At 64.4% G+C, this 26,347-nt stretch carries 23 protein-coding genes and 1 pseudogene; 11 read left to right on the top strand and 13 right to left on the bottom strand.

Translation table 11 applies throughout. The annotated features are described in order from the left end of the window. Positions 1-10: 10 nt before the first annotated feature. A complete protein-coding gene (locus EYW47_RS06955; RefSeq protein WP_205710029.1) occupies positions 11-733 on the bottom strand; it encodes a hypothetical protein in 723 nt (240 codons plus the stop codon). Positions 734-812: 79 nt separating this feature from the next. Next, on the bottom strand, positions 813-1,613 hold the full coding sequence (locus tag EYW47_RS06960; RefSeq protein WP_133194101.1) for an SDR family NAD(P)-dependent oxidoreductase: 801 nt from the start codon (positions 1,611-1,613) through the stop codon (positions 813-815). 119 nt (positions 1,614-1,732) lie between these two features. On the opposite strand from EYW47_RS06960, the gene EYW47_RS06965 reads away from it, so the two are divergent. From EYW47_RS06965 to EYW47_RS42395, 8 genes and pseudogenes are all read left to right on the top strand, one after another. Next, a complete protein-coding gene (locus EYW47_RS06965) occupies positions 1,733-2,680 on the top strand; it encodes a GlxA family transcriptional regulator (protein ID WP_133194102.1) in 948 nt (315 codons plus the stop codon). Then, entirely contained in the window at positions 2,673-2,819 is a 147-nt protein-coding gene (locus EYW47_RS40785) for a hypothetical protein (protein WP_165976507.1), read from the top strand. Before EYW47_RS06965 ends, EYW47_RS40785 begins: the two co-directional genes overlap by 8 nt. Positions 2,820-2,909: 90 nt before the next feature. Continuing rightward, complete coding sequence (locus EYW47_RS06970) at positions 2,910-4,031, top strand: alkene reductase (protein WP_133194103.1); 1,122 nt, start codon at positions 2,910-2,912, stop codon at positions 4,029-4,031. 138 nt (positions 4,032-4,169) lie between these two features. Beyond that, a complete protein-coding gene (locus EYW47_RS06975) occupies positions 4,170-5,135 on the top strand; it encodes a D-2-hydroxyacid dehydrogenase family protein (protein ID WP_133194104.1) in 966 nt (321 codons plus the stop codon). 48 nt (positions 5,136-5,183) lie between these two features. Next, complete coding sequence (locus tag EYW47_RS06980) at positions 5,184-6,068, top strand: LysR substrate-binding domain-containing protein (RefSeq protein ID WP_133194105.1); 885 nt, start codon at positions 5,184-5,186, stop codon at positions 6,066-6,068. 127 nt (positions 6,069-6,195) lie between these two features. Then, the gene (locus EYW47_RS06985) at positions 6,196-7,515 is read left to right on the top strand and encodes an MFS transporter (protein ID WP_240763571.1); all 1,320 of its coding nucleotides are present in this window, start codon (positions 6,196-6,198) and stop codon (positions 7,513-7,515) included. A 26-nt stretch (positions 7,516-7,541) separates the two neighbouring features. Further along, positions 7,542-8,294 carry a maleate cis-trans isomerase family protein gene (locus EYW47_RS06990; protein WP_133194107.1) on the top strand — a complete coding sequence of 251 codons (753 nt, stop codon included), beginning with the start codon at positions 7,542-7,544 and terminating at the stop codon, positions 8,292-8,294. 3 nt (positions 8,295-8,297) lie between these two features. Further along, positions 8,298-8,573, top strand: a pseudogene (locus EYW47_RS42395) (PhzF family phenazine biosynthesis protein); the annotation flags it as partial. A gap of 62 nt (positions 8,574-8,635) precedes the next feature. On the opposite strand, the gene EYW47_RS42400 reads toward EYW47_RS42395, so the two are convergent. The 4 genes from EYW47_RS42400 to EYW47_RS07015 form a co-directional block, all read right to left on the bottom strand. After that, entirely contained in the window at positions 8,636-8,971 is a 336-nt protein-coding gene (locus tag EYW47_RS42400) for a DUF1493 family protein (RefSeq protein WP_133194234.1), read from the bottom strand. A gap of 289 nt (positions 8,972-9,260) precedes the next feature. Then, a complete protein-coding gene (locus tag EYW47_RS07005) occupies positions 9,261-9,845 on the bottom strand; it encodes a Fur family transcriptional regulator (RefSeq protein WP_240763573.1) in 585 nt (194 codons plus the stop codon). Positions 9,846-10,086: 241 nt separating this feature from the next. Next, complete coding sequence (locus EYW47_RS07010; RefSeq protein WP_133194108.1) at positions 10,087-10,641, bottom strand: DUF6515 family protein; 555 nt, start codon at positions 10,639-10,641, stop codon at positions 10,087-10,089. After that, on the bottom strand, positions 10,638-11,543 hold the full coding sequence (locus EYW47_RS07015) for a DUF2092 domain-containing protein (RefSeq protein WP_165976508.1): 906 nt from the start codon (positions 11,541-11,543) through the stop codon (positions 10,638-10,640). The genes EYW47_RS07010 and EYW47_RS07015 overlap by 4 nt, the downstream gene beginning before the upstream one ends. A gap of 374 nt (positions 11,544-11,917) precedes the next feature. On the opposite strand from EYW47_RS07015, the gene EYW47_RS07020 reads away from it, so the two are divergent. Both EYW47_RS07020 and EYW47_RS07025 read left to right on the top strand, forming a co-directional pair. Continuing rightward, positions 11,918-13,120 carry a CaiB/BaiF CoA transferase family protein gene (locus EYW47_RS07020; protein WP_240763574.1) on the top strand — a complete coding sequence of 401 codons (1,203 nt, stop codon included), beginning with the start codon at positions 11,918-11,920 and terminating at the stop codon, positions 13,118-13,120. Between the two features lie 2 nt (positions 13,121-13,122). Then, the gene (locus EYW47_RS07025; protein WP_133194110.1) at positions 13,123-14,019 is read left to right on the top strand and encodes a citryl-CoA lyase; all 897 of its coding nucleotides are present in this window, start codon (positions 13,123-13,125) and stop codon (positions 14,017-14,019) included. Between the two features lie 181 nt (positions 14,020-14,200). Here EYW47_RS07025 and EYW47_RS07030 read toward each other — a convergent pair whose 3' ends face one another. From EYW47_RS07030 to EYW47_RS07040, 3 genes are all read right to left on the bottom strand, one after another. Further along, complete coding sequence (locus EYW47_RS07030) at positions 14,201-16,546, bottom strand: Orn/Lys/Arg family decarboxylase (protein ID WP_133194111.1); 2,346 nt, start codon at positions 16,544-16,546, stop codon at positions 14,201-14,203. Positions 16,547-16,712: 166 nt separating this feature from the next. Continuing rightward, entirely contained in the window at positions 16,713-18,041 is a 1,329-nt protein-coding gene (gene adiC, locus EYW47_RS07035; RefSeq protein ID WP_133194112.1) for an arginine/agmatine antiporter, read from the bottom strand. 7 nt (positions 18,042-18,048) lie between these two features. Beyond that, positions 18,049-20,358, bottom strand: coding sequence for an Orn/Lys/Arg family decarboxylase (locus EYW47_RS07040; protein ID WP_133194113.1), 2,310 nt, complete (start codon positions 20,356-20,358; stop codon positions 18,049-18,051). A 308-nt stretch (positions 20,359-20,666) separates the two neighbouring features. On the opposite strand from EYW47_RS07040, the gene EYW47_RS07045 reads away from it, so the two are divergent. Beyond that, the gene (locus EYW47_RS07045) at positions 20,667-22,112 is read left to right on the top strand and encodes a cytochrome c peroxidase (protein WP_240763575.1); all 1,446 of its coding nucleotides are present in this window, start codon (positions 20,667-20,669) and stop codon (positions 22,110-22,112) included. A gap of 57 nt (positions 22,113-22,169) precedes the next feature. Here the strand turns inward: EYW47_RS07045 and EYW47_RS07050 are convergent, their stop codons facing one another. The 4 genes from EYW47_RS07050 to EYW47_RS07065 form a co-directional block, all read right to left on the bottom strand. After that, positions 22,170-23,192 carry a LacI family DNA-binding transcriptional regulator gene (locus EYW47_RS07050; protein WP_133194114.1) on the bottom strand — a complete coding sequence of 341 codons (1,023 nt, stop codon included), beginning with the start codon at positions 23,190-23,192 and terminating at the stop codon, positions 22,170-22,172. Between the two features lie 97 nt (positions 23,193-23,289). After that, positions 23,290-24,393, bottom strand: a complete 1,104-nt coding sequence (locus EYW47_RS07055; protein ID WP_133194115.1) for an ABC transporter ATP-binding protein — start codon at positions 24,391-24,393, stop codon at positions 23,290-23,292. Between the two features lie 64 nt (positions 24,394-24,457). Then, positions 24,458-25,393 (bottom strand): carbohydrate ABC transporter permease, encoded by a 936-nt coding sequence (locus EYW47_RS07060; RefSeq protein ID WP_133194116.1) that lies wholly within the window; start codon positions 25,391-25,393, stop codon positions 24,458-24,460. Continuing rightward, entirely contained in the window at positions 25,390-26,346 is a 957-nt protein-coding gene (locus tag EYW47_RS07065) for a carbohydrate ABC transporter permease (protein ID WP_133194117.1), read from the bottom strand. The genes EYW47_RS07060 and EYW47_RS07065 overlap by 4 nt, the downstream gene beginning before the upstream one ends. Position 26,347 lies beyond the last annotated feature (1 nt).

The following is a 26,347-nucleotide window of genomic DNA, read 5'->3' on the forward strand; positions in this document are numbered from 1 at the left end:
TGCGTCGGGGTTATTCGGTCTGGAAATCGATACTGCGAAAATCGATGGACACGAGCAGCGGCTCGTCGACTCTTTGCCCCGCGTCGTCGTAAGCGTAAACACGGCGCGACATGGGCACCATGATGCCGCGCACGTTGCGATAGTCCGACGCGTAGTTCGCGCCCCGCGCGCCGCCCATCACGTCCACCGTGTAGTCGTGGCGCCGCAGCAAACCATCTTCGCCGAAATACGAAATCTGCTCGCGTGCATGACTGGTGATCGATTCAGGGAACGTGACCTTCAGGCGCCGCCAGACTTCGCCGTTCTCCTTCCACGCGGGTAGTTCTTCCGTATGGAAGCCGGGCAGCGTGTAGAGAAACGGGATGGTCAGATAGGTCCAGAGGGCGTAGCCGGTAAAGTACAGCGCATGCAGGCGATCCCACGGCGATTCTTGGGTCTGGCCTTCATACGCCGCGCGCGGCGCGTGGCGCTCTTCGACGTTACGGCCGTCCAGCGAGCCGATCCGCACGACGTCCGGGGCGTAGGTGCCGCTCCAGCCGCCGGTCGGCGACGCGATCGCCATGGACTGGTCACGCAGGTTCGCAGCCAGCTCGATGCCCTTGAAAATATCGGGCTGGCCCTTCAGGTGCCAGATGGCGCCGCCGATGTCGAGTTCGGCCGAGACGGCGCCGAACTTCGTCCAGTTTTCGATGCCACCGTGCGCCCGCATGGCCTCTTCAAGTAGTGTGCTCATAGTGTGTTCCTCGCGTGAGTGTCCGCGTGAGTGTCCGTTAGGGCAGCGTTAGTGCTCCTATGGAAGCGCAGTGTTGCGGTCATTGCCCCGTCGTATAGCGCGACGCGGGAACGTTTGACGAGAGATGGGTGGCCATCGTTTGGCGCGCAGCTTCGAACGCTTCCCACTCCTCACCAGCATGCAGGGACGGGATCGTCACGAGCTCGCCGCGCTCGAAACCCGTCAAGGCTGCGTCCACCATGTCGGTGGCCGACATGACGATGCTCTCGGGCAGGTTCTCGATCGGGAGGCCGCCGGTCTGCCAGAAGTCGGTGGCGGTGGCTCCTGGCAGCACGGCCTGCACCTGCACGCCCTTGCTGGCGAGCTCGTGGTGCAGCGACTGGCTGAAGGCGAGCACGAAAGCCTTGCTGCCGCCATACACGCCATTGAGCGTTTCCGGCGAGATGGCGACGACGGAGGAAATGTTGATAACGGCACCCTTGCCGCGCGCGACGAACCCCGGAATCGCGGCGTACGTGAGGCGCGTGAGCGCGGTAATGTTAAGGTCGATCAACTGCGTCATCGCGTCGACGTTGCTGTCGAGCAGGGGCGTGTGCGTGCCCACGCCCGCGTTGTTGACGAGCAGCGTGATGCTGGCGTCCTGCTTGAGCTTCGCTTCGACGGCGGCAAGCGAGGCGCGCTCGCCGAGATCCGCGTCCACGATTTCGACGCTCTGGCGCGTCTCGTTCGTGATGCGCTCGGCAAGGGCGAGCAGCCGGTCGCGGTTGCGCGCCACCAGAATCACGTCATAGCCGCGCCGTGCGAGCCGCTCGGCATAGACCGCGCCAATGCCCGACGATGCGCCCGTAATGAGGGCCGTACCTTTGTGTGCCTGATCCATGATGTCACTCCGTTTCGAACTGCGTTGATGTTTGGGTGAGTGCATTCTGGCTTCAAACCGGCATGACGGAAATGACACAGATGTGTATGATTCAGGACATTGGCAGGTGAAGAACGGACATGCACAAGATCGGCTTTTTGATCAGCGACGGCTTTCAGATCATGGCGCTCGCGCCGCAGGCCGTCTTCGAGTACGCGAACATGGTCGCGGGCGAGCCGTTTTATGCGCTCGAGAACTTCTCGGTTGGCGGCGGCGAAGTGCGCTCGTCGCTCAGCATCGCGGTGAGCACACGGGCGCTGCGCGGAAAGATCGATGTGGACACGTGGGTGGTTGGCGGGGTGAACGATCCGCTCGCCTCACCGGCACCCGAAAAGATGCTTGCCTTCCTGCGCGAGAAGGGGCCCCGCGCGAGGCGCATCGCCGGCATCTGCACCGGCGCGTTCGTGCTGGCGCAAGCGGGCTTGCTGTCCGGCCGGCGCGCCACGACGCATTGGGCATTCGGGCGCGAAATGCAGAAGCGCTTTGCGGACATCCGCGTAGAGGAAGACCGGATCTATATCGTCGATGGCCCCATCTGGACCTCTGCCGGCATGACGGCGGGCCTCGATCTGGCGCTGGCGATGGTGGAGAAGGATCTGGGTGCGGACGTGGCGCGTTCGGTGGCGCATAAGCTGGTCATGCATCAGCGCCGCGCGGGCGGGCAGTCGCAGCATTCGGAAATGCTCGATCTTGCGCCGAAGTCCGATCGCATCCAGAACGCGCTGAACTATGCGCGCCAGAACCTGGGCCGCGCGTTGACGGTGGAGGAACTGGCGGAGAGCGTCCATCTGAGCCCTCGCCAGTTCAGCCGCGTGTTCACGCTGGAGACGGGACAATCTCCGGCCAAGGCTATCGAAGGGCTGCGCCTCGAGGCCGCACGGCTGATGATCGAGCAGAGCCGCCATCCGCTCGAGGTCATTGCGAGAGAAACGGGCTTTCGCGACCGCCGCCACATGCGCGAAGCCTTCATGCGCGGGTTTGGCGTTCCACCCCAGGCGGTCCGGCGCGAAGCGCGCATGGATGCGTGATTTCAGCAAAGAGATTGGTCAGCTCTTCGCCCATGCCGCGCGCGGCTGCGACGTTGAAGGCATCGGCGCTGGGGCTGCTGCAGGCAGGCGGCCCGGTTCGATCCCTATCACCGCATTCGGAAAAGACAATGACGATTGACATTGACTTTGCCGGGCGGCCACACCTAAACTCAATGTCGATCGCCATTGTGATTGGGTGAGCCCGTCAATGTCATACGAAAGGAAAGTCATGCCTCCGGAAAGCAACCAGCCCTTGCTCACGCCAATCCGGCTGGGCGACCTCGATCTGCGAAACCGCATCGTGATGGCGCCCCTCACGCGCATGCGCGCGGCCAATCCCGAACTCGCGCCCAACCGTCTGCATGCCGAGTACTACGCGCAGCGCGCGTCGGCGGGGCTGATCGTCAGCGAAGGGGTTTTCGTGAGTCCGCACGCGGTGGGCTGGGCCGACGTGCCGGGTCTATGGAGCGACGCCCAGGTGCGTGGCTGGCGAGTGGTGACGGACGCGGTTCATGCGGCCGGCGGCCGGATCGTCGCGCAGCTCTGGCATACGGGCTCGATCGGACACCCCGATTTCCACGGTGGCGAGGCGCCGCCTTCCGCCTCGGCAGTCAATCCGCTACAGCAGAGCGTGACCGCGCAAGGCAAGCAAGAGACCGTGATTCCACGCCCCATGGAGAAGGAGGAGATTCGCCGGACGGTTGCAGACTTCGGTCATGCTGCGCGCCGCGCGATCGAGGCCGGATTTGACGGCGTGCAGATTCAGGGCGGTTACCACTATCTCTTCAACCAGTTCCTGAATGTGCGCACCAATCTGCGTACCGACGAATATGGTGGCACAGTGGAGAATCGCGCACGCTTGCTGTTCGAAGTGCTGGAAACGGTGGCCAATGCGGTTGGCGCACAGCGCGTTGGCGTGAAGACCGGTCCGGCGACATCGGAAACGGGCGCTTTCGTGTCCACGGACGAAACGCTTGCGACTGCAGAATATGTGATTGGCCGTCTCAACGAATTCGACCTCTCGCATTTGCTGCTGATGGGCGCGATGGCCGATCTCCGGGCGACGCCTCTTGCCGCGCTGGCCGGCGACGGCATGTTCCGGCATTTCCGCGAGCACTATCGCGGCAAGATCATCGCGAACGTCGATATCGATCGCGCGCGCGGCAACCGCTTGATCGAGAAGGGGCTCGTGGATATGGTCGCGTTCGGTCGCCCCTTCATCGCCAATCCGGATTTGCCGGCCCGTTTCGCGAGCGTTGCGCCGCTGGCGCAGATCGACTGGCCCAACGTGTATGGCGCGACGAGCGCCGGCTATACCGACTATCCGGCGCTGGCTGCCGCAACGGCATGAGGTGATGTCAGCGCAACAGGGCGCTCGTGGGACAAAGATGCACAGGTTCCGCGATCGGCCCCGCACGCGTTCCCGCACGGAACAGTTCGAGTTCCGCCGCTCCAACGATGCGCACACCATAAAAGGAGAAGTTGCGCCATGGTCCATTCACTCCCGGTCAAGGTTGCGATTCTTGACGACTACCAGAACATCGCGCTGCGCGAGGCCGATTGGTCGCCGCTCAAGGCGCGTGCGGAGATCACCGTCTTTACGGACCACCTTTTCGAAGTCGACGAAATCGCCAAACGGCTCGAGCCTTTCGACGTGGTGTGTGTAATGCGCGAGCGAACCGAGCTTTCGCGCGAGCTCATCGAGAAACTGCCGAAGCTGAAGCTGATCGCCTCGACGGGACCCGGCAACGCCGCGATCGACCTCGAGGCGGCCGCGGAGCGCGGCGTCGAAGTCCGCCACACGGGCTACTCGTCGACGCCGACCATCGAATTCACGTGGGCGCTCATTCTCGCCATGGCACGCAATATCCCTCTGGAGAACGAATCGTTGCGAAGTGGCGGCTGGCAGGTGTCGCTCGGCACCGAGCTGGCCGGCAAGACGCTGGGCCTGCTGGGGCTAGGGCGGATCGGCTCTGCCGTGGGCGTGATTGGCCGTGCGTTCCGGATGAACGTCATTGCGTGGAGCGAGAACCTGACGCCGGAGCGTGCTCAGGAAAAGGGCGTGCAGCTTGTCGACAAGGCAACGCTCTTCGCCACATCCGATTTCCTCTCGATCCACGTCCGCCTGAGCGAGCGCACGCACCACCTCGTCGGGGCTGCGGAGCTTGCGCAAATGAAGCCGACGAGCCGGCTCATCAACACGTCGCGCGGCCCGATCGTCGACGAAGCCGCGCTCGTCGATGCGCTAAAAGCAGGGCGGCTGGCCGGTGCCGCACTCGACGTGTATGACCGCGAGCCGCTCGATGCCAATCATCCGTTCCGCACGCTGCCCAACGTGCTTGCCACGCCGCATATCGGCTACGTTTCGAGTGAGCTCTATCGCACGTTCTATGGCGACACCGTGCGCAATATCGTGGAGTGGATCGACGCACGGCCATCCTCCGGGAAGGCTTGACGTGCACGGCAGGGTCCCCGCAGGCGATCGCCGCGCGTGGAGGGTGTCATGAAGCTCGATCCGCTGTCGCTGCGGCTCTTCATAGCCGTCGTGGAGGACGGCACGATCGCCAGCGCCGCCGCGCGCGAACATATTGCCGCGGCGGCCGTGAGCAAGCGGCTAAGCGAGCTCGAGCAGATGCTCGGCACCCAGCTGCTCGTGAGAACCAACAAGGGCATCACGCCGACCGCAGCCGGCGTGAACCTTTCGGTGCTGGCGCGCGAGGTGCTTGACGGCTTGCACGATATTGTCGCGCGCATGCGGGACTTTTCGGATGGCCGACGCGGCACGGTGCGCGTCTTCGCCAATATTTCGGCCGTTGCGACCTTTGTGCCACCGCTCGTCAAGTCATTCAATGATCGCTATCCGGAAGTGCATATCTCGCTTCACGAGCACGACAGTCTTACGATTACCGAAGGCATCGCCAACAATCTGGCGGAGATCGGCATCTTCACCTATTTGCCGCACAGCGCCGATATCGAGGTGTATCCGTTTCGCAGCGACGAACTCACGGTGATCGTGCCGGCAGGGCACCCGCTTGCAGAACGCGACGAAGTCACCTTCAGCGAGACACTCGATTACGAGCATGTCGTGCTGCGTGCAGGCACGCATCTGCGCTTTCAGATGCTCACGGCCGCCGGCCGGCACGGCAAGTCGCTTCGCGCCAACGTCGAGGTGTCGTCCTACGATGCGTTGTGCCGCATGGTCGAAGTTGGCGTGGGCATCGGCATTCTGCCTGCCGGCAATGCCGGGATTTATCATCTCCCGGGAACCCGCACGTTAAAGCTCGCCGAGCCGTGGGCGACGCGCGAGCTCTTCATCTGTGTGCGCCGCGTGGATGCGTTGTCTCCCGTCGCGCGCCTCTTCTTCGATCACCTTCGTTCGCATTCCTGATCGGTTATCCGCGATCCGATACTGCCATCGCGGATGACGATGGCAGGCTCGCCAATGACTGATATACACCGATTCAGCGCCTCACTACGATACGAGACATTCGATCGAGAAGCGAATGGAGGAGCAAGTGAAAACAGCGGAAGTCACCGGGCTGGTCGAAAACAAGCCCACCGAAGCGCCGGGTCAACTCTCGCGTACCGGACGCCTCGTCAACCTGGGCGGGAGCTGGGGCGCATGGCTATTCGATGCGCTCGATGCCACGATCTTTGGGTTCGTCATCCTTTCCGTTGCGCACACGTTCTCCGCAACGCTGCGTGACGTCGTTTCGACGGTTGCCTGGTTTCTCCTGGCGACCGGCATCGGCGGATTCTTTCTCGGCAATGTCTCCGACAAGATCGGGCGCAAGCGCACGTTGCTGATCTCGGTCCTGACCTATGGCACCGGTACGCTGCTGTGCGGATTCGCTCATAGCCTGACCGAGCTGAATGTGTACCGGTTTGCCGTGGGGATCGGCGTGGGTGGTCTCTGGTCGGCCGCCGTCGCACTCGTGAGCGAAATCTGGCCAGCATCGGGCCGGGCGAGAGCCATCTCGCTCCTGCAGACCGGCTGGTCCGGCGGCAGCCTGCTGGCCGCAATTTTTGCGTGGAGTTTTCTCAACGCGAACGATCCCGATTCGTGGCGCCGCCTCTTCATACTTGCGTCGATTCCGGCTTACGCGATGGGCGCAATCATTCTCCTCTTCGTCAAGGAATCCCCGCTCTGGCTGGCCAACCGGGAATTTCTCCGTAAAAACGCCACGAAGGCTTCACTTACGCAGATCTTCACGCCGCAATACCGGCGCACGACGCTCATCGCACTGGTGATCTCCATCCTCGGCATGTTCGGCTACTGGATCATTACCACGTTCACAGCCACCTATCTTCAGAGTGTTCTGCATGTGCGCGTGGACGAAGCACCGGTATTCCTCGTGTGGACGGGCATTGGCGCAACGCTGGGCTACCTCTACTACGGCGTTCTCGCCGAGCGTTACGGCAGGCGGCGCGCGTTCGCGGCCTTCTTCGTGGGTGTGGCGATCGCTGTGCCGTTGTTTGCCTATGGCGTGACGATGCTTCCGCTGACCCACGGCAAGCTTGCCATGACGGCGGCCAACATCCTCGTCATCGGGTTGCTCAGCGCGGCGCTGGGATTCTTCACAGGCTATTTCAGCGGATTCGGTGCGTGGTATGCGGAGTTGTTTCCGACCAGCGTGCGCTCGACGGCCGCCGGCTTCTGCTTCAACTTCGGCCGGGTGGGCGCGATTGCCGGCATCAAGCTGGTGCCCGCCTTGATGCCGTTCATAGGGTTCACAAAAACGTACTGCATCGCTTCTATCGCCTATGTGTGCGCCGCACTGCTCGTGTTTGCGCTCCGCGAGACGCGGGGTGTCGAACTGACGAGTGGCAATTGATGACTTCTGTAAAGGTGGATTTTGAAATGAAGCACTATCGGATTGGTCAGATCGTACCGAGCTCCAACACCACGATGGAGACGGAAATTCCCGCAATGCTGACGTCGCGCTACGGACTCCTTCCTGAAGAGCGCTTTACGTTTCACTCGGCGCGCATGCGGATGATGCACGTGACACCGGAGGAACTGCGCAAGATGGACGTGGACAGCGACCGCTGCGCGCTCGAGCTCAGCGACGCGCGATGCGATGTGCTGGCGTACGCCTGCCTCGTCGCCATCATGTGCCAGGGCGCCGGCTATCATCGCCAGTCCGAGGCACGCTTGAAAAAGGTGGTGGAGGGCAATGGTGCGCCGACGCCGATCGTGAGCTCAGCCGGCGCGCTGGTGGAGGGGATCAAGACGATGGGATTCAAGCGAGTGGCGATCATTACGCCGTATATGAAGCCCCTGACGCAGCAAGTCATCGACTACATCGAGAGCGAAGACATCGAGGTGACGGATTCCATCAGCCTCGAGGTGGCGGACAATCTCGAAGTGGGGCGCCTCGATCCTGCGAACCTCGTTGCGCATGCGGATCGCCTCGATATCCGCAACGCGGATGCCGTTGTGCTGTCGGCATGCGTGCAAATGCCGTCGCTGCCCTCCATTCAGAGGGTTGAGGATCGGCTCGGCAAGCCCGTTTTGTCCGCGTCGGTTGCGACGGTCTACCGGATTCTCAAGACACTCGGGCTGAAGGCGCAAGTGCCGCAAGCGGGATATCTGCTTTCCGGGCGATTCTGACGATTGAGGGGAGCGGCGGGGCGACGCTTTTGCCGGACACTGTTCGGCAACACTGCGCCTGCCACCGTCAACGTTGGCCCCATCTGGACTATCGCGCAGTTGAGCGATGCCACTGCCGTACTCGATCTGCGGCCGGATTTCGCCAGCCTGGCGCAATTCGAGCGCCGCCTCGGCGTCACGGGCCAGACCGTGTTTGGCGTTCACGAGCGTGGAGACGCGGCAATAGAAGTGCGTAGCTTCGCGCCGTCCTGCGGGGGGGAGGAAGGTCCGGTCTGCGGCAGCGGCAATGGCAATGGCAGCGTGGCGGTCCTCCAGTGGGAGCGAGGCTTGTTGCCGGTGCGTTACCCGTTGTGCCTGGCTTCCAGCGCCCGTGAATCCCATCGACTTGGCGCCACGGCATCGACAAGCATCCCGACCGTAAGAGGAACGCGGTTGAGCGCTTCGCGTCTTTTCCTGGACAGAAGGGTGATGAGCGACAGAACGATGCCGGACCCTTCGTTCACGAAGTAGCGATCAAAGCTGAAGTCGCCAATATCGAGCTCGAATGCGTCGAAGAACTTCTCCATGAACGCTTCGGCCTCGATACCGCTCACACCCAGGTCGTCCTCAAGCTTTGTGTTGGCGGTGATCTGCTTGCGCTTTGAGGCGCCGGTTGTCGCGCGAACAAAATCCTCTATGACGCTGAATCCTTGAGCACTCGTTAGAACACCTTGTCTTCTGGCTTAACGAGCTGGTTATAGCGAATGACGCTCCTGTAGGTAATGGTCGCCGCATCGTACGCAAGAAGCGCCTCAACCAGGGCAGGAATCGGACATTTCTAATGAGCCAGAATCGGACATTTCTATTTGGGACCTACAAACAAAAAGTCGATAATTTGTGTTATGTAAAATCAAAAATTACAGCCCCCTCAGCCACCAGCCCGCGCAATTCCCCAACCACCCAGTTCCAAACCGCCTGCTGCCAGCTTCATTCCGCGCGCCGATCCACCCCATGCAACGCCCCCGTACGCCGTACGGCTGAATCCAGCGACGCCTCGCATTGCGCACAGCGCCCGAAGATCACGAGGCTGGCGCTCGCGTAGCGAAACTCGCGCGCGGCGGCAATGGCCTCGTGCTGCGATTCGAGTGCGCTGTCGTCGATATCGCGAACCGTGCCGCAATCGCTGCAAACCAGATGCGAATGGCGTGTGCCGCGATTGAGCTCGTACACAACGCGCTGCTCGCCAATCCACGCGCTCGAGATCAGCCCGGCGTCCAGCAACTGCGCAAGTGCGCGGTAGACGCTCGCGAGGCTGCATTGCTCAGTCGCGGGCGGGACGCGCCGAAAGACCTGGTCGGCGGTCAAATGCTCGTACGGAAATTCATGAAACAACTGCAGAACGGCGACGCGACTCGAGGTCGGGCGCATGCGGGCACGTTTCAGATCGGCGTAAATCGCTTTCATTCCATCGGCACATTCTTTCAGACTTAGCCGACAGTCTCGTCGCCGGGAGCTTAAGGTTTGCTTAAGTCCCTTCGCCCCCCAAGCGATTAGGCCAATGCCCTGATCCATGCAGCCGCTGCTTGCTACGGTGCATCCGCTTAGACGCTAATGGCTCGCAAGTGCAAAATCTCGGCGCCCCGCCCCGCGCGCTTTCTCGCGTCGTTGAACATCCGGGCAAAACGACGAATGAGCGCGCCGCCGGGTGCCGTTCGCGTCGGTCGCGTTCGCAGGAAAATCGACGTCCCGGTCATCGGCAATGACCGGGACATGTGCATTGAAACGCTTTGCCTCTACGCGCCGGCTCGCATAACTATGGCGCCGGCACGACGACGTATTGAACCTGCGTGCCGATGTACTGGGGTCGATACCACGTCGCGCCGCATTGCTCGTATGTCGTGCCGCCGACCACCACGGCGCTGCACGAAGGCGGCAGGGTCGCAACCATCGAGCCGACCACCGCCGCGGTCACGCCAACGGTGACGGCTGCCGCGACCGGATCGACGTACCACCCGCCGCCCCAGTATGGCGGAGGCGGACCGGGCGGATGCGGCCCGGGACCAGGCGGCGGCCCGGGTGGCGGCCCCGGCGGATGTGGCCCAGGACCAGGCGGCGGCCCGGGCGGATGCGGTCCCGGCCCAGGCCCAGGTCCAGGTCCCGGCTGCGGTCCCGGTGGTCCGCCATGAAACTGTTCGCCGCCGCCATTGAAGCCGGGCCGCGTGAGCTGGCCGCCGCCGAAATTGCCGCCCATTGGATGAATGCTGGTGCGCGCCATACCGCGGAACGCGAGCGCCGCGGGCGAAGCCAGCACCATCGATGCAACGAGGCTCGCGGCGATCGCTCGCTGTGCGTGATTCGTCTTCATCATTCCGCCTCCTCGTAAGGCGGACGATCGGCAGGCTTGAGCTCGATTTGCCGCGCGCCGGGCCGCGGATGAAACACGAATGTCGATGCCGCGAAGGCCGCATTGAGCCTCCAGTGATACGTCACTTCATGGCGCGGACGCGTCGGCTGGGTCGTATCGGTGATGATCATCTTGCACGGCAGCGCTCGGCGCCCTGTCTCGATCCACAGTTCCCAGTCCGCGCCCGCCTGCCGGTAGGCGTAGTGTGTGCAGCTGCGCGTGTCGACCTTCTCCACGCCGAGCGTCTGAGCCGAGCTGATTGCGGCGTCGTCCGACTTGCCGTTGCCCCAATAGAACAGGTCGGCGAGCGGCGTCTCGATGTGCCAGTTGGCGGCCAGATCGCGCACGAGCCCGTCGAGCGTGGGTGGCGCGTCGTGCCGCGCATAATAGCCCTTCTTTTCGTTGAAGATCGTGAAGCGATGGCCGTCGTAGACAAGGCCGCGCACATTGCCATTGCCGGTGATGTCGGCACGCATGCGATCGGGCCGCTTCACTTTGAGCACTGCGTGACGCAGGAGCGCGGCGTTCTGGTCGTTGTCGAGCACGACGTCGGTGGAAGTGTCGGCGTCCACCTCGAAGCTACGCAGCGAGCGCAGATACTCGCCCATGGCGTCGAGCGCATCCGTTGCGCGCGCATCGACCGCGCTCGTGCCACCCTCGCCGCCTTGCCCGCCCTCGCCCGGTCCGACGCCGAGGTCGTTGAGCGGCGACGGCACGTTCGACTGCGCTGGCACGGGCTCGCCTGGCGTTTGCTGATGAGCGCAGCCTCCGAGCACGACAGCGCCGATGAGCGCCACGCAAGCCGAAGTGGCGAGCGTTGCCGGCAACGCTCGCGCAATGACTCCAGGGAAGACTTTTTTGTTCACATCGTCTCCTGACTGAAAGGTCGTCTGTTCCGACCGCCGATTCGCGGTCTGCGGCATCGCCCTGTGCCATCCATGCGCAAGCTGGCAATGGTCAGCGAAGCATATGGATGATGTTGCACATGCTTCGGACGATTGAGCTTACCAGTGGCTGGCTGGTCGTGACACGAATGCGCCGCCCTGCACCAGGCCCCGCCCGTGCTTTCGTACGCAGCGTGGTCGCACAGACGATGCAGGCGCATTGCGCTCCGTAAAATCCCTGGGCCGAAGCGCCAGATGGCCCGCGCTATCATCCGCTCACCTTTCATAGAACATCGTTCTGGCAGGCAGAACGATACGGCTGCGATGCCCTTTTTCCTTGCTCAGGAGACGCCACAGTGACTCCGTTGCCTTTGGCCGACGTGCGCGTTCTCGACTTGTCGAACGTGCTCGCTGGGCCATTCTGTGCGTATCAACTGGCCCTTCTCGGCGCCGACGTCACCAAGATCGAGCACCCGGAGGGCGGCGATCTCGCGCGCCGCCTCGGCGCCGACAAGGAGGCCGCCGCGCGCAATATGGGCGCTTCGTTCGTGGCGGTGAACGCGGGCAAGCGCTCGATCACGCTGAACCTGAAGGACGCGCGCGGCAAGGCGATCTTCTTCGAGCTCGTGAAAGACGCCGACGTGCTGGTCGAGAACTTCCGCCCCGGCGTGATGGATCGCCTGGGCCTTGGATACGATCAGTTATCCGCAATGAATCCGCGCCTCGTCTATTGCGCGATTTCCGGCTTCGGCGATTCCGGCGAGCTCTCGCCCCGCCCCGCCTACGATCAGATCATCCAGGGCATGGCGGGCGTGATGAGCGTGACCGGCGACGCCGGGAGCGCGCCGCTGCGCGTGGGCTATCCGGTCTCGGACACGGTGGGCGGGCTCACGGCGGCGTTCGGCATTTGCGCGGCGCTCGTCGATGCGCGCACGACGGGGCGCGGCCGGCGTCTGGACGTCTCGATGCTCGAAGCCACGCTCGCGACGATGGGCTGGGTCGTGTCGAACTATTTGAACGCGGGCGTGGAGCCCACGCCCATGGGCAACGAGAATTTCACCGCTGCGCCCTCGGGCACGTTCAGGACCGGCGACGGCCTGCTGAACATCGCTGCAAACGAGACGCGCCAGTTCGAGAGCTTGTGCGAGGTGATCGGCCGCGCCGACTTGCCGCGCGACGCACGCTTCGCCGCGCGCGATCTGCGCAAGCAACATCGCGCCGAACTCAAGGCCGAGATCGAGGCCGCGCTCGCGGGCGACAGCGCCGCGAACTGGGAGACGCGCCTGCTTGCGCGCGGCGTACCGGTGGGCCGCGTGCTCTCGGTGCCGCAGATTCTCGCGCATCCTCATCTGGCCGAGCGGCGCTTCGTGCGCGAGTTCGCTGCGGCGCAGGGCGAGGCCGCGCAGCGCGTGACGCGCGCGGGCCTGCGCCTCTCGGACGGCGACGCCGCGCCCGCCACGCCCGCACCCACGCTCGGCGCGCACACGCGCGAAACGCTCGCGCAACTCGGCTATGACGCCGCGCAGATCGACGCGCTGCATGCGCAAGGAGTCATCTGATCATGTCCACGACGAACGACGCATCGGGCAAGCCCCCTTCGCCCTCCTCGCCCTCAACACCCGCCGCGCACAACGCCGATCTCGCCGCGCTGTGCGCCGACTACTGGCGCACGTCGATCATCGACATTCATCCGGGGTCGATTGCCGTGCGCGGCTACCCGATCCAGGAGCTCATCGGCCGCGTGAGCTTCGCGCAGATGATCTGGCTGATGCTGCGCGGCGAACTGCCCGGTGAAGGCGAAGCGTCGCTGCTCGAAGCGGCGCTCGTCGCTTCGGTCGACCATGGGCCGCAGGCGCCGTCGATTGCGATCTCGCGCATGGCGACGAGTTGCGGGCTGCCGCTGAACGGCGCGATGGCGTCGGCGCTCAACGCGCTCGACGACGTGCACGGCGGCGCGGGCCAGCAGGCGGTCGAGCTCTACGAGGCGATTGCCGGTCGCATCGACGCGGGCAGCGCGCTCGAGGAGGCGGTCGAAGCGGGCGTGGATGCGTTCATCGCGACGCGGGGAAAATATCTGCCGGGCTTCGGGCATCGCTTCCACCCCGTGGATCCGCGTGCCGGACGGCTGCTCGAGCTCGTGGATGCGCGCGTCGCAGCGGGCATCATCGGCGGACGCTATGCACAGATCGCGCGCGCAATTGGAGCACTTCTGAAAAAGCGCAAGGACAAGCCGGTGCCGATGAACATCGATGGCGTGACCGCGGTGATCTACGCGGAACTGGGCTTCGCGCCCGAACTCGCACGCGGCGTGTTCTGCCTGTCACGCGCGGTGGGCATTCTCGCGCATGCCTGGGAGCAAAGCGGGCGCGGCGAGCGCAACAAAGGGCCGATGCCGCGGCAGATACCTTACGCGTACACGGGGCCTGGCGAGCGCCACCTCGAACCCGGCGGCACCTGAAAACAGCCGCGCAAACGCACGAGCGGCCCGCGCGCGAAGGTGGCGGGCCCGAGCGGATAGCGGCCGTCGTCGAGACGCAATAGCAGCCGATGCTGGATCAGCGAGAGCGCGAGCCGTAGCCGCCGGCGGAAAACACCGTGACAGTGCCGCTCCCCGGCGCGGGGAGAACGGCACTTCGTGCTCAGGCACTCGCCTTGATGCAGGCAATGCGATAGGCGTGATCCACCACCTCGACGCCATGCGTATCGTGCGCGAAACCCGGGAAGCGACGATCGAAGCGCTCAAGCGCCCGCAGATAGCCAAGGAACGGACCGTCGGCATCGCCCGCATTCTCGCCTGGCATCAGGAGCGGAATGCCCGGCGGATACGGCACCACCCCCGTCGCCACCGTGCGCCCTGCCATCTGCTCCAGCCCCACCCATTCGATTTCGTTCTTGACGAGCTTCTCGTAGGCTTCGGTCGGGCTGTAGTCGGCATGGGGCAGCGTCGAGAACGCACTCGCCATCAGTGTGGTGGTCTTCAGCTCCTTCATGGCGTCGAACATCAGGTTGCACAAATCGCGCAAACCCAGCTTGCTGTAGTGCTTCGGATGGGCTGCCACGAGCGCTGGCAGCACGCGGGCGAGCGGCACATTGGCATCGTAATCGCGCTTGAAATCCAGCAACGTATTGACGAGGGTTCCCCACTTGCCTTTGGTAATGCCGATGGAGAAGAGAAAGAGGATCGTGAAGTCGGTAGTCTTCTCGACCACGATGCCCTGGCGGTCCAGATACGCGGTCACGATGCACGCAGGAATGCCGGCAGGAAGCAGCCCGCCCTGCGGCGCGACACCCGGGGTCACGATCGACACCTTGATCGGATCGAGCATGCAGTAGTCGTCTTCGATATTGCCGAAGCCGTGCCAGCTTTCGTCTGGATGCAGGACCCAGCACGCGGGCTCGCAAACGAGCAGGTCTTCGCTCGCCTCATGGAAGGCGAAACGGCGGCCGGTCTGCGGATCGACTACCGATTCGGGCTGCCAGGCATTGAAGAACCAGTCGTCCTCGTCGCCGGACTGCGCATGCAGGCGGCTCAGCATTTGCCGGAACGCCACCGCTTCGCGGATCGCGTCGGTCGTGAGCGCCGCACCGCCCGCGCCGTCCATCATGGCGGCGCTCACGTCGTTCGAGGCGATGATGGCGTATTGCGGCGACGTGGACGCATGCATCATGAACGCTTCATTGAAGCGCGCATGTTCGATGGGGTTGCGCCCGTCACGCACATGAATATATGAGGCCTGCGAGAGCGCGGCGAGCAGCTTGTGCGTCGACTGGGTCGCAAAGACCGTGGGCCTGCTCGCGTCATGTTCGGCGGGGTCTCCGTGCATCGCATGGCGGTCGCGGTAGAGCGGATTGAAGCGCGCGTAGCCGTACCATGCCTCGTCGAAATGCAGCCGGTCCACGCTCTCGCCGAGCAGCGCCTCGACGCGCTTGACGTTGTAGCACAGGCCATCGTAGGTCGAGTTCGTCACCATGGCGTGAACCGGCGTGCGACGCACTCCCTCGCGCCCCTGGACCAGCGGGTTCTGCCCGATCGCGAGCCGCACCGCTTCGGCCGTGAGCCGCTCGGGCATGATCGGCCCGATGATGCCGTAATGGTTGCGCGAGGGCACGAGATACGTGGGAATCGCGCCCGACATCGTCATCGCATGCTCGACCGACTTGTGGCAGTTGCGGTCGCACAGCGCCACTTGATTGCGCGTGACGCTCGCCATCAGAATCACACGGTTCGACGTGGATGAGCCGTTCGTCACATGGTAGCTGCGGTGTGCACCGAACACGTGCGCTGCGTATCGCTCGCTCTCGCCGATCGGGCCGCTGTGATCGAGCAGCGAACCCAACTCGCCCACCGAAATCGAGAGGTCCGAGCGGAACAGCGGTTCGCCGAAGAACTCGAAGAACGCCCGTCCTGCGGGCGACTTCAGGAAGGCCGTTCCGCCCGTATGCCCCGGCGTGTGCCACGAATATTCGTGGACGCGCGCAAAGCGCACGAGTTCGCGGAACATCGGCGGCAAGACCGTCTCGCGATAGCGCTCGATGGCCGCAACGATACGGCCGCCGATGAACGCCGTCGTGTCTTCGAGCAGCCAGATGAAGTCGTCGCATTTCCTCATGGCCTCTACGGGCACGCTCGACGCACTCGAGCGCTCGGCGATCAGGAACACGGGGACGTGCTCGTTGCGCGCGCGCAGCGCATCAAGCACGGCTTGCGCTTCGCGGTGGTCCGCCTCGACGCGTGTGCCGGCGCCAGAGCCCACGCAGGCAAGGTCCCAGCTCAGCAGCAGGCACTGCACGGATGGGTCGGCGTTGATCACGGCGATGGCGTCGTCGGCGCTCAAGGCGAGCGTCACATCGACCGCGTAATCACTCAGCCCGGCGACGAGCGCCTGAGCGGCCCGTCCACCCGCGGTATTCGAATCGATTTGCTCATGCACGAGCAGCGCCTTCATGCCAAGGCGGCGTGCACCGGAATGCATCGTCATAGTCATGGTGGGTGAATCCCTGAATGAGCCGCGCGCCGCAGCAACGAATGCGGGCTGCCGCGCGCGGCGGGTGCGGAAATAACGCGGCAATACAGCGTGGTAAAAGCAGGTCACGCCCTGTTGGCACGCGTCGGCAGACGCGCCTCATATATCGCGCGCGCCTGCCGTAACTTCATGATCCCGGTGATTCGTCGAGGGGGAACGCTGCCGGGTGAGTCCGGTTGTAGCTGAGCGCATAGAGCGCCGTCGTGGCGAGCACGACTACAAAGGACCACAGCACCTGGCCTTGATCCGAGCCCACGATGGCCCAGAGCGAATAACCAAAGGCCACGCACATGATCGCCGCGTAGCGCCTCTTGCTGGAGCCGAGGTGGCCGTGCCCGAGGACGAGCAACGCCGCGCAGGTGTAGATGTAAGGCACCAGCGTGAAGATCACGCTGACCGACGAGATCACGCCGAACTGCTTGCTCGCATTGGGAGAGATCGACGTCAACTGAACGATCGTCATGAGGATGCCCACGATGACGAGGCCCGCAACCGGCACGCCCTTGCTGTTGACCTTGCCGAAGATCGGCGAGAACAGCCGGTCGTCCGCCGCGGCCTTGGCCGTTTGCGCCGTGACGAGAATCCACCCGCCGAGCGAGCCGAGACAGCCAAGCGCGGCGCACAGCGCGACGATCGCCCCACCGCTTTCGCCCAGCATGATGCGCACGGCGTCGCCGAACGGCGATGCCGAAGCCTGCAGTGCGTGGTTCGGGATGATGCCCATGATGGCCGTGGTGGACAGCACGTAGGAAACCGCGGCAATCAGCACGCCACCAATCGTGGCGATCGGCACGTTCTTCTTCGGATTCTCGACCACGGCCGCCGACACCGCTGCCGTCTCCACGCCGATGAAGGACCACAGCGTGACGTTCAGCGTGCTTTGCAGCGCAGTGAAAGTACTATGCCCGCTGACGTTCCAGGCCGACATGTACAACCCCGGCTTGAACCAGAACCAGCCGATGATCGCTACGCCCACGATCGGCACGAGCGCGAGCAAGGTCGTCACGGACTGGACCTTGGTCATCACAGTCGGCCCGAGGATGTTCACGAACACGAACAGCCAGAGCACCGCGATACCCGCAAGCGTGAGAGCCAGCGGACTCTTGAGCGCCGGTATGAAGAAGCTCAGATATCCCACGCCCACCACGACAATGGCGATATTGCCGACCCATGCGGACAGCCAGTACAGCATGTTGACCTGATAGCCCGCGAACGGCCCGAACGCCTTGCGCGCGAAGGCATAGGAGCCGCCGGCCGCCGGATCGATCGACGACATCTTCGCGTACACGAGCGCCAGCGCGACGGCGCCCGTGATCGTGACCAGCCAGCCGAAAATCGCAATGCCGCCGGTGGCGGCCAGGTTGGCCGGCAACATGAATACGCCCGAGCCCATGATGTTGCCGGCCACCATCAGCGTCGCGGGCACGACGCCGACTTTCTTCACCGCGTTGCTCATCTCGGTTTCAGTCCTCTTTTACACACCAGAATTGATATCGGCCGTTCTCGACGACCGCGCCCTCCACCACCTTTTCGAACCCCGGGAACGCGTCGTTCCAGTGCCCGAGGCTGTGCAGATAGCGCAGCCAGGGGCCATCGGCCGCGCCGGCGCTTTCGCCTGGCATCAGAATCGGGATGCCCGGCGGGTACGGAATGGCGCCCACGGCGATCGTGCGCTCCGCCATCTGTGCGAGCGGCAGCAGTTCCACGTCGCCCGCCATCAACTTCGCGTTGGCCTGGCGCGGCGTGAGAACCGGGCGCGGCAGCGCCGCGAATGCCGCGGCCTGTGCCTTGTCCATGGCGCTCGACTTCATCTTCGCGAACATGTCGTTGGCGAGATCGCGCAAGCCCATTCCCGCATAGCGTTGCGGCGCACGCGCGAGCAGATCGGGAAGCGACTCGGTCAGCGGCTGGTTCGCGTCGTAGGCGCGCTTGAATTGCAGGAGCGTGTTGACAAGGGTCCCCCACTTGCCCTTCGTGATGCCGACGGAGAAGAGGCAGAGCACCATGAAATCCGTCGTGCGCGACGGAATGATGCCGAACCGATAGAGATAAGCGCTCAGTACCGCGGCCGGGATGCCCGAGGCTTCGAGCTCGCCGTCCTCGCCCATGCCGGGGCAGACGATGCCGGCCTTGATCGGGTCGAGCATGCACCAGCCGTCGGGCAAACCGTCGAAGCCGTGCCACTTCTCGCCGGGATGCAGCACCCAGCAGCTCGGGTCGCTGGCCAGCAAGCTTTTCGGCGCATCGGCAAACGCAACTTTCTCGCCCGTTGCCGGATCCGTGACCTCGGGCGCATTCCATGGCGTAAAGAACCATTCGCGCTTGCGCGCGAATTCGCGATGCACGCGCGCGAGCGTCTGGCGAAAGTCGACCGCTTCGTCAATCACCTCCTGGGTCAGCGCACGTCCGCGCGGACCATCCATCATCGACGCGCCGATCTCGTTGGCGGCGATGATCGCGTAGAGCGGCGACGTTGTCGCCTGCGCCATGTAAGCCTCGTTGAAGCGGCTCGCGACGATCGGCCGGCGCCCGCTGCGCAGATGGATATAAGACGCCTGGGACAGCGCGGCGAGCAGCTTGTGCGTCGAGTGCGTGACGAACAGCGTGGGCTGGTCGGCGCCGTGCTCGCGCGGATCGCCGCGCATGCCGAAGCGCTTCGCGTAGAGCGGGTTGAAGCGCGCATAGGCGTACCAGGCTTCGTCGAAGTGAATGACGTCGACGGACCGGGCAAGCTGGTACTGAACCTGCTCAGCGTCGTAGCACATGCCGTCATAGGTGCAGTTCGTCACGACCGCATAGACGGGCTTGCGCTTCGCCGCGCGCGACGCGAGCGGATGCGTTTCGATCTTCTGCGCAATGGATTGCGCGGCGAACTCGCGCGGCGGGATCGGTCCAATGATGCCGTAGCGGTTGCGCGTGGGCACGAGAAATACAGGGATGCCACCGCTGATCACGAGCCCCTGCTCGATGGACTTGTGGCAATTGCGGTCGCATACCGCGAATTCGTTGTCGGCAACGATCGCTGAAAGAATGGTCCGGTTTGAGCCGGAGGTGCCGTTGAGCACCGAGTAGCTCGCGTGTGCGCCAAACACGCGCGCCGCATACTTTTCGGCCTCGCCGCAGGGGCCTTCGTGATCGAGCAGCGAGCCGAGCGGCGTGCGCTCGATACCTGTGTCGGTGCGAAACAGGTTCTCGCCGAAGAAGTCGAAGAACGCCCGCCCTTGAGGCGTCTTCGTGAACGCCACGCCGCCCTGATGGCCCGGCACGGCCCACGAGTATTCGCGCGTGGCCGTATAGTCGAAGAGCGCCTTCGTAAACGGCGGCAGGAGGTTGTCCTTGTACCTGTGCATCGCCACCAGCGCACGGCCGGCGATGAACGGACTCGTGTCCTCCAGCGTCCACACGAATTCATTCGCGAGCGACATGGCTTCGAGGTCGGGCGCATGCTCGCGCGAACGCTCGCCCATCAGGAAGATCGGCACCTCCGCATTGCGGCCTCGAATGCTGCGCAGCAGATCGATGGCGGTGGCGCCAGACACTGCCTCGCCCTGCCCCGTGTTCCAGCGCACGAAAACGCAGTCGATGTTCGCATCAGCGAGTGCAATCGCCTCGCCGTCCTGCATCGTGCTCGCCCCGATCACCTCGACACTGCGCGCCTCGAATTCCTGAACGAGATCGCGCACGACGTGTCCGCCCGCGCTGGACGGATTCGCCAGCATGGCGTCCACGATCAGCACGCGATACCGAAGCAGCTTGCTGGTCCGTTCGATCATTGGCCTCGAGCCTCCACCCGAATAAATGGTCCTCAATAATCCGGGGAGCACTTGCGAGGGGCAAGGCGTAGTGGAGGCGACCTTGATGCTCATCATTCAAGACATGACGCCATGAACAGGCCAGCCGCCGCGCCGCGCGCGGGTTTGGGCGCTAAGGTCGTGCAGCTTGATATGCCGCAATGGCTCGCACGCCGGGTCTCGGTAGCATCGCACGCTGATCCGGCTGCGTGCCCTCCTCTGCTGCCGCCATGTTCCAGGGCATGGACGGGCCGGATATCCGCTCAGGATTCCCAGGTTCCCTACAACTCATGCCCACCATGAAAAAGATCCTCGTCGGCGCCGCCGCGCTTCTCACGGCCGGCTATCTCGGCCTCAGTGGCATCGCCTGGTATCACGACACGCTCTACGCCGAAAGCGCGGCCGCAAAGCCCGCCGCGTCGGCCGACGCCACACGCGTTCGCGACATCCTCGATCGCAACGCGTGCTATTACTGCCATTCGGCCAAGGCCGTCTTGCCGCCCTACGCCGCGCTACCCGGCATCCGACAGATCTCGCAGTTCGACGTCGACAAGGGCCAGCGCTACTTCCGCCTCGACCCGCTGTTCAACGCGTTGCGCGACGGCACGCCGCCCGCGCAGGCCGATCTCGCCAAGCTCGAGCGCGTGGTGACGAACGACACGATGCCGCCCATGCGCTTTCGCATGGTGCACTGGAGCACCGGCCTGAGCCAGCACGACCAGCAAACGCTGCTCACCTGGATCTCGCACGAACGCAAGCGCTGGTATGTCACACCCGGCGTGGCGCCGGCCTTCGAGAACGATCCGGTGCAGCCGTTGCCGCATGCGCTGGCCACCGATCCGCGCAAGGTCGCGCTCGGCATGCAGCTGTTCCACGACCCGCGCCTGTCCGTCGACAACTCCATCTCGTGCGCGAGCTGCCACTCGCTCTCGACCGGCGGCGTGGACAACCGCAAGCGCTCGCTCGGCGTGCGCGGCCAGCTCGGCGGCGTGAATGCGCCCACGGTGTTCAACGCGGCGCTCAACCACATGCAGTTCTGGGACGGGCGCGCCGCCACGCTGCAGGAACAGGCGGGCGGCCCGCCGCTCAATCCGGTCGAAATGGCGTCGGCATCGTGGGATCAGATCGTCGGCAAGCTCAACGCCGATCCTTCGTTTTCCCAGGCGTTCGTGAAGGTCTACCCCGATGGCCTGAGCGGCCCGAACATCACCGACGCCATTGCGGAATTCGAGAAGACGCTGCTCACGCCGAGCCGCTTCGATGCCTGGCTGCGCGGCAACAGCGAGGCGCTGAACAGCGAGGAAGTGCGTGGCTATCAGTTGTTCAAGTCGGTGGGCTGCGCAAGCTGCCACGTAGGCGCGAACCTGGGCGGGCAGTCGTTCGAGCGCATGGGCAGAGCTGGGGATTACTTCGCCGCGCGCGGCGATGCGCTGACCGACGCCGACAACGGGCGCGAAAACGTCACGCATGACACGCGTGATCGCCAGTGGTTCAAGGTCCCGGGACTGCGCAACGTGGCGCTCACGGCACCGTATTTCCACGACGGCAGCGTAACGGATCTGCGTGAGGCAGTGCGCAAGATGGCGCAGTATCAGCTCGGCACCACGCTTTCGGAAGCGGACGTCGATGCGCTCACTGCCTTCCTCAACGCGCTCACCGGCACCTATGAGCCACACGCGGCGCTCACCCCGTCGCCCACCTCGGCGCCCTCGCCTGCGCTCGCCGCGCAACCGTGATCCGCTGCGGGCGGTGGCACGCGGCTGCGCGCCACCGCCCGTGCACGCTGTATCGCTTCAGGCAAGTCGCGCCGGGTTCGCCCGCGCGACCGACGCGCGCATCGACACGCTCACTTCGAAGTTGCGCTCGATGTCCCAGTGCGTGCCGTAACACTGGTTGATGAGCCAGCGCACGGCATTGCGCGTGAGCTCGGCGGTCGGAATATGGACCGAGGTCAGCGCGGGCGCCATGTAGGCCGCCGAATAATCGTCGTCGTAGCCGATCACGGAGACCTCGTGCGGCACCGCGATGCCCGCCTGCTGCAGGCGCGCGAGTGCCGACATGGCCATCGTGTCGTTCGCGCAGAACAGGCCCGTGAAGCGCCGCTTCGAGTCGAGCAGCTCGCCTGCCGCCGCATAGCCGCCCTCGGGCGAAAAGTCGGACATGATGAGCGGCACCGCTGCGCGTGCGATGCCATGGCGCGCAAGCTCGGTGAAAAAGCCATCGAGACGCGCGAGGTTGTCCGAAGAGCTGGCCGGTCCGCCAATCGCAGCAATCTCGCGGTGGCCGTGTTCGACGAGCGTGCGCGCGGCCAGTTCGCCGCCGCGAAAGTGGTCGGCGCAGAACGACGCCTCGGGCAACCCGTCGAACACGCGATTCAGGAATGCCATGCGCGGATGCAGGGCGTGCAGCATCTCGAGATCTTCGTCGTGCAGGTCGTGGCTGATGACCACCACGCCGTCGCAATCGCGGCCAATCAGAAAGCGCACGGCCTCGACGGCCTGCTCGCGCAGCGAGCCCTCGCCGCAGCCCGTCGCCACCACCACATGACGGCCCACCGCGCGCAATTCGGTATCGGTCTGCTTGAGGATGGTGCCGTAATACGAGCCGAAAAAGGTCGGCACGAAAATGCCGACGATGCCGAGCGACTGCGTCGCCATCGCCCGCCCGATGGACGAAGGCCGGAAATGGAGTTGCTCGATGGCGGCCTGCACGCGCGCGGCGGCCTCGGCCGACACCGGCCCCTTGCCGGAGATCGCCCTCGATGCCGTGGAAAGACCCACGCCAGCCAACGTTGCCACGTCTTTCAGGGTTGCCACTTCGTGTTTGCCCCTCTGCTTTTTGTCGTTGCGTTTTTACCCACGCACGCCTGGCCGTTCGCCCGCTTTCATCTGATGAATGCGCGTTCGGCACTCCTTAGAGCCGCAGGCTGCTTGCCTCGTCGAACAGCGACAACTGCCCGGCGTCGATCTCGAACGGCACGAGCGCCCCGTGCGCGAGCGGGACTTTGTCCTGGTCGATCGACGCGATCTGCGAGCCATGATAATCGAGCCAGAGGACTCGGTGGTTGCCCATCGGCTCGACCAGCGTGACTCGACCCTGCAGCGCCTCGCCCCGCGATGCCGCATGCGCCGCGGCGGCTGCCCGCACATCCTCGGGGCGCACGCCCAGCAGGCACGGCTTCGCGAGATCGGGCACACCGTTGAACGCGTAGCGCGAGACCTCGACCGAAAGGTGCGGGGCGCGGAACCACAGCTTGCCTTCGTCGGCTTCGAGCACGCCGCGCAGCAGGTTCATCGGCGGCGTGCCGAGGAAGCTCGCGACGAACAGATTCTCGGGCCGCGCATAGACTTGCGCGGGCGTGCCGAACTGCTGGATCACACCGCCCTTCATCACTGCCATGCGTGTGGCGAGCGTCATGGCCTCGACTTGATCGTGCGTCACGTAGATCATCGTCGCGCCCAGTTGCTGATGCAGCTGCTTGAGCTCACGGCGCAGCTCCGTGCGCAGCTTGGCGTCGAGATTCGAGAGCGGCTCGTCGAACAGGAACACGTCGGCCTCGCGCACCAGCGCACGGCCGATCGCCACGCGCTGACGCTGGCCGCCCGAGAGCTGTGCCGGCTTGCGCGAGAGCAGCGGGCCGAGCTGGAGCATCTCGGCGGCACGCTGCACACGGCGCTCGATCTCGGCCCGCGGCGTGCCATTGATGCGCAGTGCGAACGAGAGATTGCGCTCGACGTTCATGGTCGGATAGAGCGCGTACGACTGGAACACGAGCGCCACGCCGCGATCCTTCGGGTCTGCCCATGTCATGTCCTCGCCGGCGATCTCGATGCTGCCGTCGGCCACGTCGATGAGGCCCGCGATGCTGTGCAGCAACGTGGATTTGCCGCAGCCCGAAGGACCGAGCAGCACGACGAATTCGCCCGCGCGCACATCGAGGTCGAGATCGTCGATCACGGTGTTCGCGCCAAGCTCGATGCGCAGGTTGCGCACCGCTACGTTTGCCGGATGCGTCATTGTCAGTCTCCTGTCGACCAGAGTTAGCGCTTTAGCGCTTACTCTGGTCCCATGCAACTTGTTGCTATCCCTTCACCGCGCCCGAGGCGATGCCGCGCACGAACCAGCGGCCCGACACGAAATAGATCGCGAGCGGTACGAGCGAAGTGAGGATCGTCGCGGCCATGTTGACGTTGTAGAGCCGCTCGCCCGTGGTGGTATTGATGATGTTGTTGAGCTGCACGGTCATCGGCAGATTCTTCGTGCCTGCGAAGACCAGGCCGAGAATGTAGTCGTTCCAGATGCCCGTGACCTGCATGATCAAGGCGACCACGACGATTGGCGCCGACATCGGCAGCATGAGCTGCACGAAGATGCGCCAGAAACCGCCGCCGTCGACGCGCGCCGCCTTGAAGAGCTCCTGCGGTAACGCCGCATAGTAGTTGCGAAACAGGAGCGTCATGACCGGCATGCCGAAGATCGTATGGATCAGCACGATGCCAGGCAGTGAAGCGAACAGGTGCACGGTTGCCAGCACGCGCACGAGCGGGTAGACCATCACCTGCACGGGAATGAACGCGCCCGCGAGCAGCACCGCGAACAACACGCCCGCGCCGCGCGGCCGCCAGAACGAGAGCGCATAGCCGTTCACGGCGCCCACTGCGATCGAGATGATCGTGCTCGGCACGACGATGCGCACCGAATTCCAGAAACCCACGCGAATGCCCGCGCATTCGAGACCCGTGCACGCCGACGACCAGGCGTCCTGCCAGGGCGCGAACGTAAGATGACGCGGCAGCGCAAGCAGATGACCCATGCGGATCTCGTCCATCGGCTTGACCGACGTGACGAGCATCACGTAGAGCGGCAACAGGAAAAAGAGCGCCGCGATAATCAGGAATCCATACACACCGAGACGCGCCGGCGTGAAGTGGCGCCGGCGCCTGGGCGCTGGATTGCGGCGCGCTCCGCCCGTTGCACGCACGCCGGCACCGGATGGATCGGCAAGCGGCGCGCTCATGTGCGCTCTCCCCTGCGCGCCGCCATGGCCGAAATGCGACTTCGCGCATAGAGCACCGGCGCGAGTATGGCGAGCACGGTGGCGAGCAACACAATCGAGGCCGCGGACGCGAGCCCGATGTTCGCGCGATTGAACAGGTAATCCATGATGAACTTGCCGGGCACTTCGCTCGCGGTGCCGGGACCGCCTTGCGTCATCGCGACCACGGCGTCGTAGAGTTTCACGACCATCACGAAGAGCAGCACGAACGCCGTGGACATCGAAGTCTTCAACATCGGCACGACGATGCTCGCATAGACGCGCCAGCGCGCAATACCGTCGAGGCGCGCGGCCATCCAGATCTCTTCGTCGATGCCGCGCAGTCCCGCGAGCATCAACGCCATCACGAGGCCCGAGGCCTGCCACACCGTCGCGATCACGAGCGTATAGATCGCGAAGCGCTGCGAGACGATCCAGTCGAAGTGCGCGTGCGCGAAGCCCATGTGCTGGAGCACGGCCTGCACGCCCAGCTCGGGATTGAGGATCCATTGCCAGACGAGCCCGGTGGCCACGAACGACATCGCATACGGATAGAGGAAGATCGTGCGCAGCGCGCCCTCGGCCGCGACGCGCTGGTCGATGAAGATCGCGAGCAGCAGGCCGATCGCGAGACAGGCCGCGATGAAGCAGACGCCGTAGATCGCGAGATTTTGCAACGAGACGATCCAGCGGTCGTTCTCGAAGAGCCGCACATACTGCGTCGCGCCGGCGAACCTGTTCGTCGGCAGCGAGCGCGAATAGGTCATCGAGACACGCGCGGTCCACAGCATCGTGCCGAGATATGCGAAGACGGCCGTGGCCGCCATGGGCAGCAGCGCGATCCATGCGGCGAGCGACCAGCGCCGCATGGGACGACCCGCGCGCTCCTGGCGGCGGGCTTGCCGTCTCTCGTGATCCAGCTTGAGCGCGTACATG

This window comes from Paraburkholderia silviterrae (assembly GCF_004353915.1).
In the GTDB taxonomy this organism is placed as follows: domain Bacteria; phylum Pseudomonadota; class Gammaproteobacteria; order Burkholderiales; family Burkholderiaceae; genus Paraburkholderia; species Paraburkholderia silviterrae.